Origin of the sequence: Acetilactobacillus jinshanensis (assembly GCF_004359375.1) — a bacterium.
GTDB lineage: Bacteria > Bacillota > Bacilli > Lactobacillales > Lactobacillaceae > Acetilactobacillus > Acetilactobacillus jinshanensis.
Genome location: NZ_CP034726.1, coordinates 247,649 through 263,205, shown reverse-complemented (window position 1 = coordinate 263,205; position 15,557 = coordinate 247,649). Strand labels below are relative to the sequence as shown.

Annotated in this window: 8 protein-coding genes and 9 tRNA genes; 1 reads left to right on the top strand and 16 read right to left on the bottom strand. The window is 41.7% G+C overall.

Annotated features, from left to right (window positions below):
- Positions 1 to 41: 41 nt before the first annotated feature.
- From rpoC to ELX58_RS01210, 15 genes are all read right to left on the bottom strand, one after another.
- Positions 42 to 3,680, bottom strand: a complete 3,639-nt coding sequence (rpoC, locus tag ELX58_RS01280; RefSeq protein ID WP_133441362.1) for a DNA-directed RNA polymerase subunit beta' — start codon at positions 3,678 to 3,680, stop codon at positions 42 to 44.
- Between the two features lie 16 nt (positions 3,681 to 3,696).
- Complete coding sequence (gene rpoB / locus ELX58_RS01275) at positions 3,697 to 7,308, bottom strand: DNA-directed RNA polymerase subunit beta (protein WP_162614582.1); 3,612 nt, start codon at positions 7,306 to 7,308, stop codon at positions 3,697 to 3,699.
- 262 nt (positions 7,309 to 7,570) lie between these two features.
- On the bottom strand, positions 7,571 to 10,072 hold the full coding sequence (locus tag ELX58_RS01270) for an ATP-dependent Clp protease ATP-binding subunit (RefSeq protein WP_133441360.1): 2,502 nt from the start codon (positions 10,070 to 10,072) through the stop codon (positions 7,571 to 7,573).
- A 16-nt stretch (positions 10,073 to 10,088) separates the two neighbouring features.
- Positions 10,089 to 10,556 carry a CtsR family transcriptional regulator gene (locus ELX58_RS01265; protein ID WP_133441359.1) on the bottom strand — a complete coding sequence of 156 codons (468 nt, stop codon included), beginning with the start codon at positions 10,554 to 10,556 and terminating at the stop codon, positions 10,089 to 10,091.
- A gap of 98 nt (positions 10,557 to 10,654) precedes the next feature.
- Positions 10,655 to 10,728: transfer RNA gene (locus ELX58_RS01260), tRNA-Pro, on the bottom strand.
- A 62-nt stretch (positions 10,729 to 10,790) separates the two neighbouring features.
- Positions 10,791 to 10,864: transfer RNA gene (locus ELX58_RS01255), tRNA-Pro, on the bottom strand.
- Positions 10,865 to 10,873: 9 nt separating this feature from the next.
- Positions 10,874 to 10,947 (bottom strand) — tRNA-Arg (locus ELX58_RS01250).
- Positions 10,948 to 10,953: 6 nt separating this feature from the next.
- Positions 10,954 to 11,039 (bottom strand) — tRNA-Leu (locus ELX58_RS01245).
- 27 nt (positions 11,040 to 11,066) lie between these two features.
- Positions 11,067 to 11,138: transfer RNA gene (locus tag ELX58_RS01240), tRNA-Gly, on the bottom strand.
- A gap of 8 nt (positions 11,139 to 11,146) precedes the next feature.
- A tRNA-Thr gene (locus ELX58_RS01235) sits at positions 11,147 to 11,219 on the bottom strand.
- Between the two features lie 16 nt (positions 11,220 to 11,235).
- Positions 11,236 to 11,318: transfer RNA gene (locus tag ELX58_RS01230), tRNA-Leu, on the bottom strand.
- 31 nt (positions 11,319 to 11,349) lie between these two features.
- Positions 11,350 to 11,422 (bottom strand) — tRNA-Lys (locus ELX58_RS01225).
- A 9-nt stretch (positions 11,423 to 11,431) separates the two neighbouring features.
- A tRNA-Val gene (locus tag ELX58_RS01220) sits at positions 11,432 to 11,504 on the bottom strand.
- 257 nt (positions 11,505 to 11,761) lie between these two features.
- Positions 11,762 to 13,051 (bottom strand): serine--tRNA ligase, encoded by a 1,290-nt coding sequence (gene serS, locus ELX58_RS01215; protein WP_133441358.1) that lies wholly within the window; start codon positions 13,049 to 13,051, stop codon positions 11,762 to 11,764.
- 288 nt (positions 13,052 to 13,339) lie between these two features.
- The gene (locus tag ELX58_RS01210) at positions 13,340 to 13,849 is read right to left on the bottom strand and encodes a GNAT family N-acetyltransferase (RefSeq protein ID WP_133441357.1); all 510 of its coding nucleotides are present in this window, start codon (positions 13,847 to 13,849) and stop codon (positions 13,340 to 13,342) included.
- Between the two features lie 60 nt (positions 13,850 to 13,909).
- Here ELX58_RS01210 and ELX58_RS01205 point away from each other — a divergent pair, with 60 nt between their 5' ends.
- Entirely contained in the window at positions 13,910 to 14,737 is an 828-nt protein-coding gene (locus ELX58_RS01205) for a lp_1002 family arylesterase (RefSeq protein WP_133441356.1), read from the top strand.
- Positions 14,738 to 14,798: 61 nt separating this feature from the next.
- On the opposite strand, the gene ELX58_RS01200 is transcribed toward ELX58_RS01205, so the two are convergent.
- A complete protein-coding gene (locus ELX58_RS01200; protein WP_133441355.1) occupies positions 14,799 to 15,464 on the bottom strand; it encodes a phosphatase PAP2 family protein in 666 nt (221 codons plus the stop codon).
- Between the last annotated feature and the right edge of the window lie 93 nt (positions 15,465 to 15,557).

The window sequence follows — 15,557 nt, the reverse complement described above, 5'->3', positions numbered from 1 at the left end:
TATTCAGCAATCGCCATTAATTAAAAGTTATTATTTTTTATTTAGTCTTCTTTAGTACTGTCAGCAGTTGATTCTGCGTCATCGGCTGATTTATCAGTATCAGCAGGCTTGTCTTCCTTCATCTGAATATTACGGTATCGATGCATACCAGTACCAGCAGGAATTAACTTACCAACGATGACGTTTTCTTTCAAACCAACTAACGGATCGTTCTTACCACGAATAGCAGCATCGGTTAATACTCGAGTAGTTTCCTGGAATGATGCGGCACTTAAGAAACTCTTGGATTCTAAAGCAGCCTTAGTCAAACCAAGTAATACTGGACGAGCAGTGGCAGGAATCTTACCTTCGATGACATACTTAGCGTTGGCTTTACGGAAATCATTGATATCCATCAAGGAACCAGGTAATAACTTGGTATCGCCAGGCTTCATGATTCGAACCTTACGCATCAATTGACGGATGATTAATTCAGGATGCTTATCGTTTAGATCAACACCTTGCATACGGTAAACTTTTTGAATTTCACCAAGCATGTAGTTAGCGGTTTCGATCATGTTAGTAACCTGAAGCATTTCCTTAGGATCAATTGAACCAACGTTTAATGGAGTACCACGGTGAACGTGGTCTCCTTCTTTGACGATCAACTTCTGGTCCATCGGAATCTTATACTTCTGAGTATCAGATTTACCTTTAATAGTAACTTCACGAACGTTTTCAGCAGGGTTTTCTTCAATTAACTTGACGTCACCAGTAACCTTACTAATTAAAGCACGGCCTTTTGGATGACGAGCTTCAAAGACTTCTTGGACACGCGGTAGACCTTGGGTAATATCAGCATTACCAGCAACACCACCGGTATGGAAGTTACGCATAGTTAATTGAGTACCAGGTTCACCAATGGCTTGTGCGGCAACGGTACCAACAGCTTCACCGACTTCAACTAATTTGCCAGTGGTCAAATTACGGCCGTAACACATAGCACAAACACCATGAACGGTATGACAAGTCAATGCAGAACGAATTTCAACTTCCTTGACGCCGGAGTTAACAATTTCCGTGGCCTTCTTTTCATCGATCATCTGATTATGACGAACGATAGTCTTTCCAGTCTTCGGATTCTTAACTTCCTTCATGGCGACACGGCCTAAGATTCGTTCATACAGTGGTTCTAATAATTCGCCACCGTTCATTAAAGCATGAACTCTTAAGCCACTATCAGTACCACAATCATGTTCACGAACGATACAGTCTTGAGCAACATCAACCAAACGACGGGTTAAGTAACCAGAGTTGGCAGTCTTCAAGGCGGTATCGGTCATACCTTTACGGGCACCATGGGTGGAAATGAACATCTGTTGAATGGATAGACCTTCACGGAAATTCGCGGTAATTGGTAATTCCATAACTTTACCATTAGGTTCGGCCATTAAACCACGCATACCAGCTAATTGAACGAAGTTCGAGATGTTACCACGGGCACCGGAATCAGACATCATAAAGATATCATTTTCTGGATCAAAGTGATCTTGAATCTTCTGTTGAACTTTATCCTTGGCGTCACTCCAGATATCAACGACACGCTGATAACGTTCTTCATTGGTAATTAGACCCATCTGATATTGCTTAGTGACTAAGTCTTTCTTCTTCTTACCAGCTTCGATAATGTAAGGCTTTTCTTTCAAGTCAACAATATCAGGAATAGCGAACGTTAAGCCTGACTTCATGGAGTTTTCGTAACCCCAATGCTTCAAGCTATCAGCGACGATTGCGGTCGTAGCAATATGGTAACGACGGTAACATTCAGCGATAATATCACTGATCATGCCCTTCTTGAATGGCGGAATTAACTTCGAATGCTTTAAGTAATCGAAGATATTTTCGCCAGGCTTTAAGAAGTACTTATCTGGTAATTCACCACGTAAGTTACGCTTAGTCGGTTCGTTCAAGAATGGGAAGTCATCTGGATACATCGTATTCATGATGATCTTACCAACGGTGGTTACCAAGATTTCTTTACGCTGCTGAGGAGTAAATGGCTTCTTCGGCATGGAAGCAACTCGGATACCAACACGACTATGCCACTGAACATAACCATTCTGGTAAGCTAAGACAGCTTCGTTAGCATCATTAAAGATGGAACCTTCACCTTCACGATGACGTTCTTCTAAGGTGATGTAGTAGTTACCAATGATGATATCTTGTGACGGTGTGATAATTGGAGAACCATCACGCGGTGCCAAAATATGAGTAGAAGCTAACATTAACGTACGGGATTCAGCTTGGGCTTCATCACTTAACGGTACATGTAATGCAACTTGGTCACCATCAAAATCGGCATTATAAGCAGTACAGCAAAGTGGATGGAATCGAATGGACTTACCACTAACTAATACTGGGTAAAAGGCTTGAATACTTAAACGATGTAACGTAGGCGCACGGTTTAATAGGATTGGGTGACCTTTAATGACGTCAGCTAAGACATCATAAATGTCATCATCACGGTTATGAATCTTACGCTTAGCGCTCTTAACGTTTGAAGCAATGCCTCGTTTAACTAATGCGTGCATTAAGTAAGGCTTGAATAATTCCAATGCCATTGGAACTGGTAGACCTAACTGGTTGAACTTCAAATGAGGTCCAACATCAATTACTGAACGACCAGAGTAATCAACACGCTTACCTAATAGGTTCTGACGGAAACGACCTTGCTTACCTTTAAGCATATGCGATAAGGACTTTAACGGACGGTTACCCGGACCAGATACTGGACGACCACGACGACCATTATCGATTAAGGCATCAACAGCTTCTTGTAACATCCGTTTTTCGTTTTGAACGATGATACCAGGGGCATGTAATGCTAATAAACGCTTCAAACGGTTGTTACGGTTAATAACACGACGGTATAAATCGTTTAAATCAGAAGTAGCGAAACGGCCACCTTCTAATTGAACCATCGGTCGTAATGCTGGTGGAATAACTGGAATGACGTGCATTACCATCCAGGATAACTTATTACCAGACTTTAAAAATGCCTGTAAGATATCCAAACGACGAATGGCACGGGTACGTTTCTGACCACCGGCAGTCTTCAAAACCTTTTCTAAATGAGCTGATTCTTTCTTAAGATCAACATCATTTAGTAAGGTTTCAACGGCCTGAGCACCGATCTGAGCTTCAAAACGGTTACCATATTCATTCTTCTTTTCACGGTATTCACGTTCAGTTAATAACTGTTTCTTTTCTAATGGAGTATCTCCAGGATTAGTTACAACGTAAGCCGCAAAGTAAATAATTTCTTCTAAGGCTCGCGGACTCATATCTAATACCAAGCCCATTCGACTAGGAATGCCTTTAAAGTACCAAATATGAGTAACTGGTGCAGCTAATTCAATGTGGCCCATCCGTTCACGACGAACGTTAGAACGAGTAACTTCAACACCACAACGATCACAAATGATGCCACGGTATCGAATTCGCTTGTACTTACCACAAGAACACTGCCAATCTTTGGTCGGTCCAAAGATCCGTTCATCAAACAAGCCTTCCTTTTCAGGCTTTAAGGTACGATAATTAATTGTTTCTGGCTTTTTAACTTCACCATAAGACCAGCTTCGGATCTTATCAGGAGATGCTAGGCCAATCTGCATACTTTCAAATCTATCAACGTTGACCAATTAATGGACCTCCCCGTTATTTATCAGTCTTTTTACCATCAGTCGGCTGCTTCTTTGGATCAGACTTTTCGTCTGTCTTAGTCTGCTTCTTTTGTTCCTGCTTTTCAGCGAACTTACTCAAAGCATCGACGTTCACAACGTCCTGATCTTCGTTATCTTCATCACTTAAGTCAATTTCGTTATGGTTCTTATCTAGAACTCGCATGTCTAAGCCTAGACCTTCAAGTTCTTTAACAAGAACACGGAATGATTCAGGTACACCTGGGTTAGGTAACGGTTCACCTTTAACGATTGCTTCGTAAGCCTTAACACGGCCGACAACATCATCGGACTTGTAAGTTAAGATTTCTTGCAAAGTATAGGCAGCACCGTAGGCTTCTAATGCCCAAACTTCCATTTCACCAAAACGTTGACCACCGAACTGGGCTTTACCACCTAGCGGCTGTTGAGTGACTAATGAGTAAGGCCCGATAGCACGAGCATGGATTTTATCATCAACCATGTGATCCAACTTAAGGTAGTTCATAACACCAACGGCAATTCGTTTGTTGTATGGTTCACCAGTTTCACCACTGTACATGACGGTCTTACCATCAGTAGCACAAGCGGCTTCACGTAAGGCATCGGTAATTTGAGCATTACTAGCACCTTCGAAGACTGGTGTATCAACTTTGATACCTAACTTACGGGCAGCCATACCTAAGTGTAATTCTAAGACTTGACCAATATTCATACGAGATGGAACACCCATTGGACTTAATAGAACATCAACGGGTTCACCATTTGGCAAATAAGGCATATCGTTTTCTGGAACCACAATGGAAATGGTTGACTTATTACCATGTCGTCCGGCTAATTTATCACCGACTTGGATCTTACGGAACTGAGCCAAGTAGACACGAACCATTTCGTTAGTACCAGGCGGTAATTCATCACCGTTTTCACGGCTGAAGACTTTGATGTCCTGAACAATCCCACCGGCACCATGCGGTACACGTAATGAAGTATCACGAACTTCACGGGCCTTTTCACCAAAGATAGCGTGAAGTAAACGTTCTTCACTGGATAATTCAGTCATTCCCTTAGGAGTAACTTTACCAACTAGAATATCACCGGTATGAACTTCGGCACCGATACGAACGATCCCATTTTCATCCAAGTTCTTTAATGCGTCTTGACCGACGTTTGGAATTTCACGGGTGATTTCTTCAGGGCCCAACTTCGTATCACGAGCTTCGGACTTATAATCCTGAAGATGAATTGATGAGTAAACATCATCAATATCCATCCGTTCACTAATGGCAACGGCATCTTCGAAGTTATAACCATGCCAAGTCATGAAGGCAACCAATGGGTTTTGACCCAATGCCAATTCACCTTCCTGCATAGAAGGACCATCAGCAATGATTTCATTGGCGTCAACATGGTCACCAACTTTAACGATTGGTGTCTGGTTATAGTTCTTACCGGCATTAGAACGCTGGAACTTAGTTAAGATGTACTTATCTAAAGCACCATCGTCACGACGAACACGGATTTCGTTGGCATCAACATATTCAACGGTTCCTTCGTGCTTACAAATCTTAGCAACACCGGAATCATGACCAACTTTATATTCAACACCGGTAGCGATAACTGGAGAATGTGGACGAACTAACGGTACGGCTTGACGCTGCATGTTAGCACCCATCATGGCACGGTTTGAATCATCATGTTCTAAGAAGGCAACACAAGCAGCGGCAATTGAAATGACCTGGCGTGGAGATACATCCATGTAGTCAACGTCGTTAACGTTACAAATAAAGTTCTTGGACTTATGACGAGCCATGCAGGTCTTGTTCTTGAAGGAGCCATCATCATTTAACGGTGTGTTGGCTTCGGCAACGGTGTACTTATCTTCTTTATCGGCAGTTAAGTAATCGATCTTATCGGTTACCTTATGGGTCTTCCAAGATACACGACGATATGGTGTTTCGATGAAACCATACTTATTAACTTTAGCGTAACTAGCAAGACTGTTGATTAAACCAATGTTAGGACCAGACGGTGTTTCGATAGGACAAATACGACCGTAATGAGTGTAATGAACATCACGAACTTCGAATCCGGCACGGTCACGGGTTAAACCACCAGGACCTAAGGCGGATAGACGACGTTTATGAGTTAATTCACCCAACGGGTTGTTTTGATCCATGACTTGAGATAACTGTGATGAACCAAAGAACTGTTTAACGGCAGCGGTTACTGGACGGATATTAACTAGCTTCTGTGGAGTAACGGTTGCCGCATCCTGAATTGACATTCGTTCACGAACGACACGTTCCATCCGTGCTAAGCCAATTCGGAACTGGTTCTGTAATAATTCACCAACACGACGAATACGACGGTTACCCAAGTGATCAATGTCGTCTCGAGAACCTAAGTGTTCCTGCATATTGAAGAAGTAGTTCATTGCAGAAATGATATCCGCATTGGTTAAGTGAGTATAACTTAACGGAATATTATCAGGAGCAACGACTGGTACAACATGACCAGGGTTCTTCTTGGAATATACCTTGATGATCTGAACGGTCATCTTCTTTGGATCAACCGCATCAGAACTAGGTGTAAAGGTATATGCCTTAAAGTCTTTTCGTTCTAAGAATGGCTTTAACTTCTTCATTACTTTGTTATCAACTTTAGTACCCTTCTTGGCCAGGATTTCACCGGTGTCTGGATTAGCTAAAGTTTCAGCTAAGGTCAAACCTAGTAACTGATTCTTCATGTCTAATTTTTCGTTAATCTTGTAACGGCCAACCGGCGCGGTACTATAACGCTTATGATCGAAGAATCGGTTCGTTAATAAATGACGAGCAGATTCAGCAGTCTTCGGTTCACCAGGACGTAGACGAGCATAGATATCCTTTAAAGCTTCTGCCGTACGGGTATCCTTAGGGTTCTTGTGTACATCCTTTTCTAAGGTTAACGACAAACTATCGTTACTACCTAAGATGTCCGAGATCTCTTTATCAGAACCAAAACCTAAGGCACGGACTAATTCAGTGATTGGTAACTTACGGGTACGGTCAATTCGTACGTATGATAAGCCCTTAGCATCATTTAAAAATTCCATCCAAGCACCACGGTTAGGAATAATGGTGGCTCCGTAAATCGTTCGGCCCTTCTTGTCTTTATCCTTATGGAAGAAGACACCTGGGGAACGAACTAACTGAGATACGACAACACGTTCGGCACCGTTAATAATAAAAGTACCTTGAGCCGTCATCAATGGAAGATCACCAAAGTAGACATCCTGGGTCTTGATTTCACCAGTTTCATGGTTGGTTAATTCCAAAGTAACGTGCATCGGAGCAGTGTAATTAGCTTCGTGATCACGAGCTTCAGCTTCGGTGTATTTAGGAGTTCCTAACTTATAACCAATGTAATCTAAGGTTAAATTACCCTTGAAATCGGTAATGGGCATGATTGTCTTAAACATTTCATCAATACCCTTATCCAGGAACCACTTGTAGGATTCAGTCTGGACGTCCGTTAAATTAGGAATTGCGAGCACTTTTTTAATGCGAGCGTAATTTCTACGAACACGGTGTTTACCGTATCGAACTAAATGTTCCGGCAAGCTGTTCACCTCTCAAAAAATTCTACGAATGCAACTTTATATTGCGGAAATAAATGTTACATTTTGATTACAATTACGTTTGAGGCCCTTATTGACCTCACGCAAGGCAAAAAAAATCCAAAAACAAGGTAGTAACCTCATTTTTGGAAACTATGCAAATCACTAACGGACAATATATCGCTAGCAATCCATTTCAAATCATAGTTAATACATCATGCTACTTTATGATATACACCATGGAATTGAATGTCAATATTTAACTGATTAATTATTAATGATCAGCAACTTTTGATCGTTTTGTTTTTGGTGACTTTTTAATTGGTTTTGAACTGATGGTAATTTTACCCTGACGAGCACCAATCGTAACGGCATCCCCAGAAGCAACCTTACCAGACAAAAGATCATCACTTAACGGATCTTCAACTAAGTTCTGAAGAACTCTTCGGATCGGTCGAGCACCATATGCAGGTTTATAACCCTTGGTTGCAATTAAGTTAACCGCAGCCGGAGTCATCTTAATCTGAATGTGCTTAGCGATAACTCGTTTCAAGAGGTCACTAGCCATTAATTTAACGATCTTACGAATCTGTGGCTTGGTCAACGAGTGGAAGATAATGATGTCATCAATTCGGTTGATAAATTCAGGACGGAAATGTTCCTTCAACTGATGTTTAATCGTATCTGACATATCTTCATAACTGATCTTCTGCTTCTCGTTACCAAAGCCAACCGGTTTGGCGTCACGTAACGTCGTGGCACCTAAATTAGACGTCATGATGATGATCGTGTTTCTGAAGTCGACTTTCCGACCTTTGGTATCCGTTAAGTATCCTTCATCTAATAATTGAAGGATCACGTTAAAGACATCTGGGTTAGCCTTTTCAACTTCATCGAACAGAACTACAGAATACGGATGAGTCCGAACTTTATCAGTTAACTGACCACCCTGACTGTAGCCAACATAACCGGGTGCAGAACCGATCAAACGGCTGGTGGAGTACTTTTCCATGTATTCACCCATATCGATCCGAATTAGATCCTTCTCAGAACCAAAGACCGTTTTAGCTAATTCTTTAGCTAACTGGGTTTTACCAACACCAGTTGGTCCAAGGAACATAAACGAACCAATTGGACGGTTAGGATCCTTTAATCCGCTCCGGGCACGACGAATGGCCTTTGAAACTGAATCCACGGCTTCATCTTGACCGATAATCCGCTTATGCAAGATCTTTTCTAAGTTTAATAAACGATCCTTAGCACTCTTGGTCAAACGGGTTACCGGAACGCCAGTCCATTCAGAAACAACCTTAGCGATATCGTCAGGCGTTTCTTTCAATGAATATTGGCCTGGCTTTAGATCACGTTTAGCAAGCTTTTCCTTCTTTTCGGATAACCGCATCTGGTCTTTCAAAGCCAACTGATGATTTCTGATCTGGGCAGCTTTTTCAAAGTGCTGACTTTCAATGGCAGTTTCCTTAGCCTTAGCTAACTTCAGGTAACGACGGCGATTCTTAGAAACCTTATTCGGTCGTTGGTTAACCCGAATCATAGCGGCTGCTTCATCCATTAAATCAATGGCCTTATCCGGTAAGAAACGGTCCGGAATGTAACGGGTCGATAATCTAACGGCCGTCTTCAATGCGGCATCGGTAATGTTAACGTGATGGAATTTTTCGTACTTTAGCCGTAAACCTTGTAAAATCTTAAAGGTTTGATCCTTAGTCGGTTCTTTAACGGTGATCGTAGCGAATCGACGTTCCAATGCGGCATCGGGTTCAATGTGCTTTCGGTATTCAGCTAACGTCGTGGCACCCATTAATTGGAAGTCACCACGAGCTAACGACGGCTTCAAAATGTTAGATGCGTCAATGGCGCCTTCAGCGCCACCGGCACCAACTAAAGTATGTAATTCATCAACGAAGAGAATTACGTGACCGTCAGTTTTAATTTCGTTAATAATGTGGCGAAGACGATTTTCAAATTCACCACGGTATTTAGTACCGGCAACTAATGAGCCCATGTCTAATGACATTAATCGTTTATGAGCCATGTCACTCGGTACGTCACCGTTGACGATTCGTTCAGCTAAGCCTTCGGCAATGGCTGTTTTACCAACACCGGGGTTACCTAAAAGAACTGGGTTGTTCTTAGTACGACGGCTTAAAATCTGGATAACCCGCTGAATTTCACGATCACGACCGATAACTGGGTCGAGGCGACCTTCACGAGCTTCCTTGGTTAAGTCGGTAGCAAGTGAATTTAAAGTTGGCGTGTCCTGACGACGGCGACTTCGACGATGGTTTAAAGCCATTCGCTGGGCAGAAATTGAACTAACGCCCATCTTACGAAGGGTAACCGTCTTAACGTCTTCTGGCTTAACGCCTAACGCAATTAAAATCCGTGATGATAAAATCGTGTTATCACTTAACAAGGCCAGTAATAAGTGTTCAGTACCGACTTTTTCAGCTCCGTACTGTCGAGCGATTTTAGCGGCGATCGATAAAATTAACTTAGCCTTGGGAGAATATGGTAAATAAGTTTCAGGTCCCATGCCGGCTAAAGTTCCGTAACCAGTAAAGTGTTCAATTTCACCACGAATATCAGCATCGGTGATCGAAAATTGTCGAAGAGCGTGATAAGCAATCCCGTTCTTTTCCATTGATAAGGCTAACAATAAGTGTTCAGTGCCGATAGCTTGGTGCCTGAACCGTTTAGCTTCCTTCTGTGAGATCACTAAAACGTTTCTAGCACTGGGTGTAAATAAATTATCCATAAGCTGGCCTCGCTTTCTAACTTTCGTATCGCAAGTGATTCAAAATTGAAATCAAAATTCGAGCTCTAATTTCATTTTCTAACGCAGTGTTACCTATACATAAGGTTCGTTTGCTAATCGAAGCAATTACAATGTTTGCTTCTTTATGACTAAGGATATCATGTCGAACTAAAGTGTGTACAATCGATACACCCTTCTTCTCAGATAGATGCGTACCAATTACTTGAGTCAAGAGATCTAAGATCCCTAAATTATCAAGGAGCTTAACATGTTCAATTCGAATGTATCCCCCACCGCCACGTTTACTTTCAACTAGATAGCCATTCGGAATCGTAAATCGAGTCCGGATAACGTAATTAATCTGTGACGGCACCACGTTAAATAGGTGGGCAATTGACGATCGTCTAATTTCGATTTGATCGTCATCAGCCATTATCTTCTTTAAATAGTGCTCGATAAGGTTTGAAATATTTCTGCTTCTCATAATATATCCCGTCTTCTTGACTAATCTTGACTATTATTATAAGAAATCCGGAAATTCATTAAAAGGATTTTGCATATTCTTCATAAGGTACAAAAAAATCGGAAAGACAAGATTCGAACTTGCGACCTCTGCGTCCCGAACGCAGCGCTCTACCAAGCTGAGCTACTTTCCGATAATTTATAACCTATATGTATTTTATCATTCATTTTGCTTAATAAAAACATTAAACAAAAATCGGGAAGACAAGATTCGAACTTGCGACCTCCTGGTCCCAAACCAGGCGCTCTACCAAGCTGAGCTACTTCCCGAAGAATATATGCACCATATAGGGCTCGAACCTATAACCTCTTGATTCGTAATCAAGCGCTCTATCCAGTTGCGCTAATGGTGCATAACATGCCGAGGATCGGGCTCGAACCGATACGGACAAAAATGTCCGCGGGATTTTAAATCCCGTGCGTCTGCCAATTCCGCCACCCCGGCAGAATATGAAATTGTATAAAAACAAAAAGCGGAAGACGAGATTCGAACTCGCGACCCTCACCATGGCAAGGTGATGTTCTACCACTGAACTACTTCCGCATTGTTTATGCCGACTAACAGATTCGAACTGTTGACCTCATCATTACTAATGATGCGCTCTGCCAACTGAGCTAAGTCGGCATATTGACTCGATAAATGCAGGCGATGGGGCTCGAACCCATATGTCCAGAGGACACAAGATCCTAAATCTTGCGCGTCTGCCAATTCCGCCACGCCTGCATATCATGGCAATAAGTCATATTCAACTTAATGAGCCGTAAGGGATTTGAACCCTTGACCCTCTGATTAAAAGTCAGATGCTCTACCAGCTGAGCTAACGGCTCATAAAAATATGGAGGATATCGGGCTCGAACCAATGACCTCCTGCTTGTAAGGCAGATGCTCTCCCAACTGAGCTAATCCTCCAAAATGGAAATATCCATATCACTGTCGTAACGGCGACAGCAATTATTATATTATCACAATTAGAAATAATGTCAAGAACTAATTAATAAAGATTTAAATGAATTTATTAACTAAAGCTCAAGGCATCACACCTCGCGACAACAGTTATTAATATACTCGTCTTTTCCTGAAAATGCAACACTTTTTCCAAAAAAGTTAACAAAAAAAGAGACTGAAGAATATCCAGTCTCTTTAATCGCAAAACTAATGATTCGATTTTAGAACATGTGGTCCTTAGTGATCTTTTTAATGCCATGCATGTATGGTTGTAAGACCTTTGGTACGTTGATCGTGCCATCTTCATTCTGGTAGTTTTCCATAATGGTGGCAACGGTACGGCCCACGGCTAAGCCAGAACCATTCAAAGTATGAACGTACTGGAGCTTACCGTTTTCGTCACGGTAAGTGATGTGAGAACGACGAGCCTGGAAATCACAGGTGTTGGAACAGCTTGAGATTTCACGGTAACAATGCTGACCTGGCATCCATACTTCTAAGTCGTAAGTAGTTGCGGCAGTAAAGCTCATGTCAGAAGTCGTTAAACGAATTACATGGTACGGGATCTTTAATAAGCGTAATAAGTGTTCAGCTTCGTGGGTGATTTCAGCTAATGCGTGCCAAGATTCGTTTGGCTTAGTGAACTGAGCTAATTCAACCTTGTTGAACTGGTGAACACGGATTAAGCCACGTGTATCACGACCAGCACTACCGGCTTCAGAACGGAATGCTGGACTTAAAGCGGTAACTCGGATCGGTAACTGGTCAGCGGGTAAAGTTTCACCACGGTAGTAGTTGATTAACGGAACTTCAGCCGTTGGAATCATGGTTAAATCAGTGCCTTCACATTCGTAACCGGCGTGCTTTTCCAAGAACTTTGGGAACTGACCAGTACCGTACATGGATGCAGAATTAACCATGTATGGCGGTAGAATTTCTTTATAACCGTGCTTGGTGTTTTCATCCAAGAAGAAGTTATATAAAGCACGTTCTAATAAAGCACCTTCACCAACGTAGTAAACAAATCGGGCACCGGAAACCTTAGCGCTTCGTTCAAAGTTTAAGATTCCTAGGTTTTCACCCAAGGTCCAGTGATGCTTTGGCTGGAAACTGAAGTGGGTCGGTTCACCGATTCGGCGAACTTCTTTAGCCCCTTCTTCAGTTAAGCTAACCGGAACGTCATCAGCTGGTAAGTTCGGTAAGTGATCAGCAACGTTCTTTTCAGCAGCCTGAACCTTGTTGAATTTCTTATCAAAGTTCTTGATGTCACTACCAACTTTACGCATCTTCTGAATAACCGGCTTGATGTCTTTACCAGCCTTGGCCATCTTAGGAATCTGTTTAGAGACCTTGTTCTTTTCGGCCTTTAACTGTTCATCCTGAACAATCAAATGACGACGCTGTTTATCATATTTTAGTAATTCATCAATCTTTTTACCCGGGACGTTACGGGTAGCTAATTTTTTCTTAATGTATTCGGGATGGTTCCAAATTAATTTCATATCTAGCATGTTCTACTACCTCCTATAGAAAGCAAAAAAGGCCCTCGTCATTGGGACGAAGGCCTTTCAGTTCGCGGTACCACCCAAGTTCTCAAACTAATGAGCAACTCGTTAGCGATAACGGAACTACCGTGCAGCATTTGAACTGCCTACTTAGATATACCGGAAACTTCGATCAGCAACTCTCACCAACATCGCTTCTCTTTAGATCTACTTATGAAAGCATACCTTGTAATTTCTCAATTACGTTTAATTCAACTTAATAATATTACAAATAATAGCAATGCTCAACATAATTCAAGAATTTAGCCTTAAATCTAATTGATATACCAAATCCTCTTGATTAATTGCCATGTTAAGCACGGATCGATAATTATGGAAATGATTTTTAAGTAAGACTTTTCGTGACGGGACGTTATTCTCAGCTACTAATGCCACTAATCTTTGAACGTGTGAATGCGCCTTTAATCGATTAATCAGCATCCCTAACGTTTTCCCCATATAACCATGATTCTGATACTTGGGCAGCATCATATCAGCTAATTCTAGACACGATTGATTTGGTTCACCATGAGATCCAACTGTCGTATACAGAGAAACCATCCCGATCATTTCATCATTTAAAATGACGGCGTAACTCATGGCATGATTTAAGTCATCTTTAAATAATTCCTTTGCGTTCGACCAATCCTTTGCTGGCTGAAATCGTGCTCCTTGCGCAATCTTTGGATCACTAACTAATTGATAATAGGTTTTGAAATCGTCCTGACTCATCGGACGCAGTTTTAAATTAGAAATAGACGTCAACTTCCCCAATAAGTTATAATTAACACAATCATTATCTCAATTTCATGAGGTGTTCAATTAATGAAAATTATTACAACTAAATTATTAAAAAATTCTAAAGCCTATTTAAAAGGTTACATCAGAAGTAATGTCTATGGTAGAAAACCTAAAAACGAAAAGTTTCCGGCTATGATCATTTTACCTGGTGGTTCGTTTACCCACATTAAGCCCCAGCAAGCCGAAAGCTTTGCCCTAGCTTTTACGGCACTTGGCTACCAGAGTTTTTACCTTCGTTACAGTTTTCAGCAGGAACACAAACCTTTGTACCCATACCCGATGATTGAACTTTGCAAGGCCATTGAATACGTTCGTGCTCATGCTGATGAATGGGATATCAATCCCAATCAAATCGTGGTCGCTGGATTCAGCGTTGGTGGTCACGTCGTTAGTTTATTAAACGACTTTTACGACAGCCCTTGGTTCAAAGAAGAATCCGGCTTCAAAGATCCCAATAAGATCAAACCTAACGTCACGATCTTGGGTTACCCCGTGATTGACCTCCGAATGGGCTTCCCTGAAAAGTTATCCACAGCTAAGCGCTGGATCGATAACCTCCGTGAACTCCGACCTGAATATCACGTCACCGACACTAACGTACCCACCTTTACCTGGGTAACCGCCGATGATAACTTCGTTCCTAGTCAAAACGCCATGGTATATGCCTATGAATTAAATAAGCACCACATCCCGAGTGAATTCCACATGTATTATCATGGCCCACATGGCTTAGCATTAGCTAACCGAGTTACCGCATGGTCACCAGAAACCGATGACCCCCACGTTTCCAGCTGGGTACCATTGGCTGATGAATTCATCCATTCCATTTTTAAACGTCAAGCCAAAAAATAATTTCAAAAATAACTAAAAAAAGACGATCTTTTAATAAGATCGTCTTTTAATTTTATCTAATTTAAATATACGAATGACTAGTAAATGGCCATTTCTTAAGGATTGGTGCAATCTTAATGTAAAGCCATTCACTGATCTGCAGCCACATGTAACCAATCGCAATTGCGCCAAACGTATCGGTTGGATAATGAGCATTCAAATAGATCCGGGCCAGCATTACGAAAATCAGCCAGATCGTTGCCACGATGTAGGCGAACCAGCGCCACGAGGCTTTCTTAATTAGCGGAAACACCACTAGCCACAGCACGCTGATCACCATAAAAGTACTAAAGACGTGACCACTTGGAAAACTATAACCAGTATCAGCAGCCGGATGGAAAGTCGGTCGTGGACGCTTGATGATGTGCTTAATAACTTCGTCAATGACGTCACCACCAAAGACGTTGCACATAGCCCACAATGCTTGAATCTTATATTTAAATCCCCATAATAGAAACGCGATGATCAGAATCCAAACGAGTCCCGCTTTGGGACTGTCTAGAAACGAAACGAACACGTACCACATATGCAGAAATGCGCTTTCGTGCTTCTGAACATCACCGATAATCGAAAGATCGATAAACTGCAGATACTGAGAATTATCAATCACGGGAACGGTAATCAGGAGCGAAATAAAGAACGCCAGTAGAAAACGAAGCGGTCGGCTGTATTCTTTATTAAATAACATTAACCATTAGACCCTTCAATTATTTATGTTTATTTATGTCCTAATTTATTACTTAATTAAGTATACCACAGGTGATTAACCAAAATCCCGAGT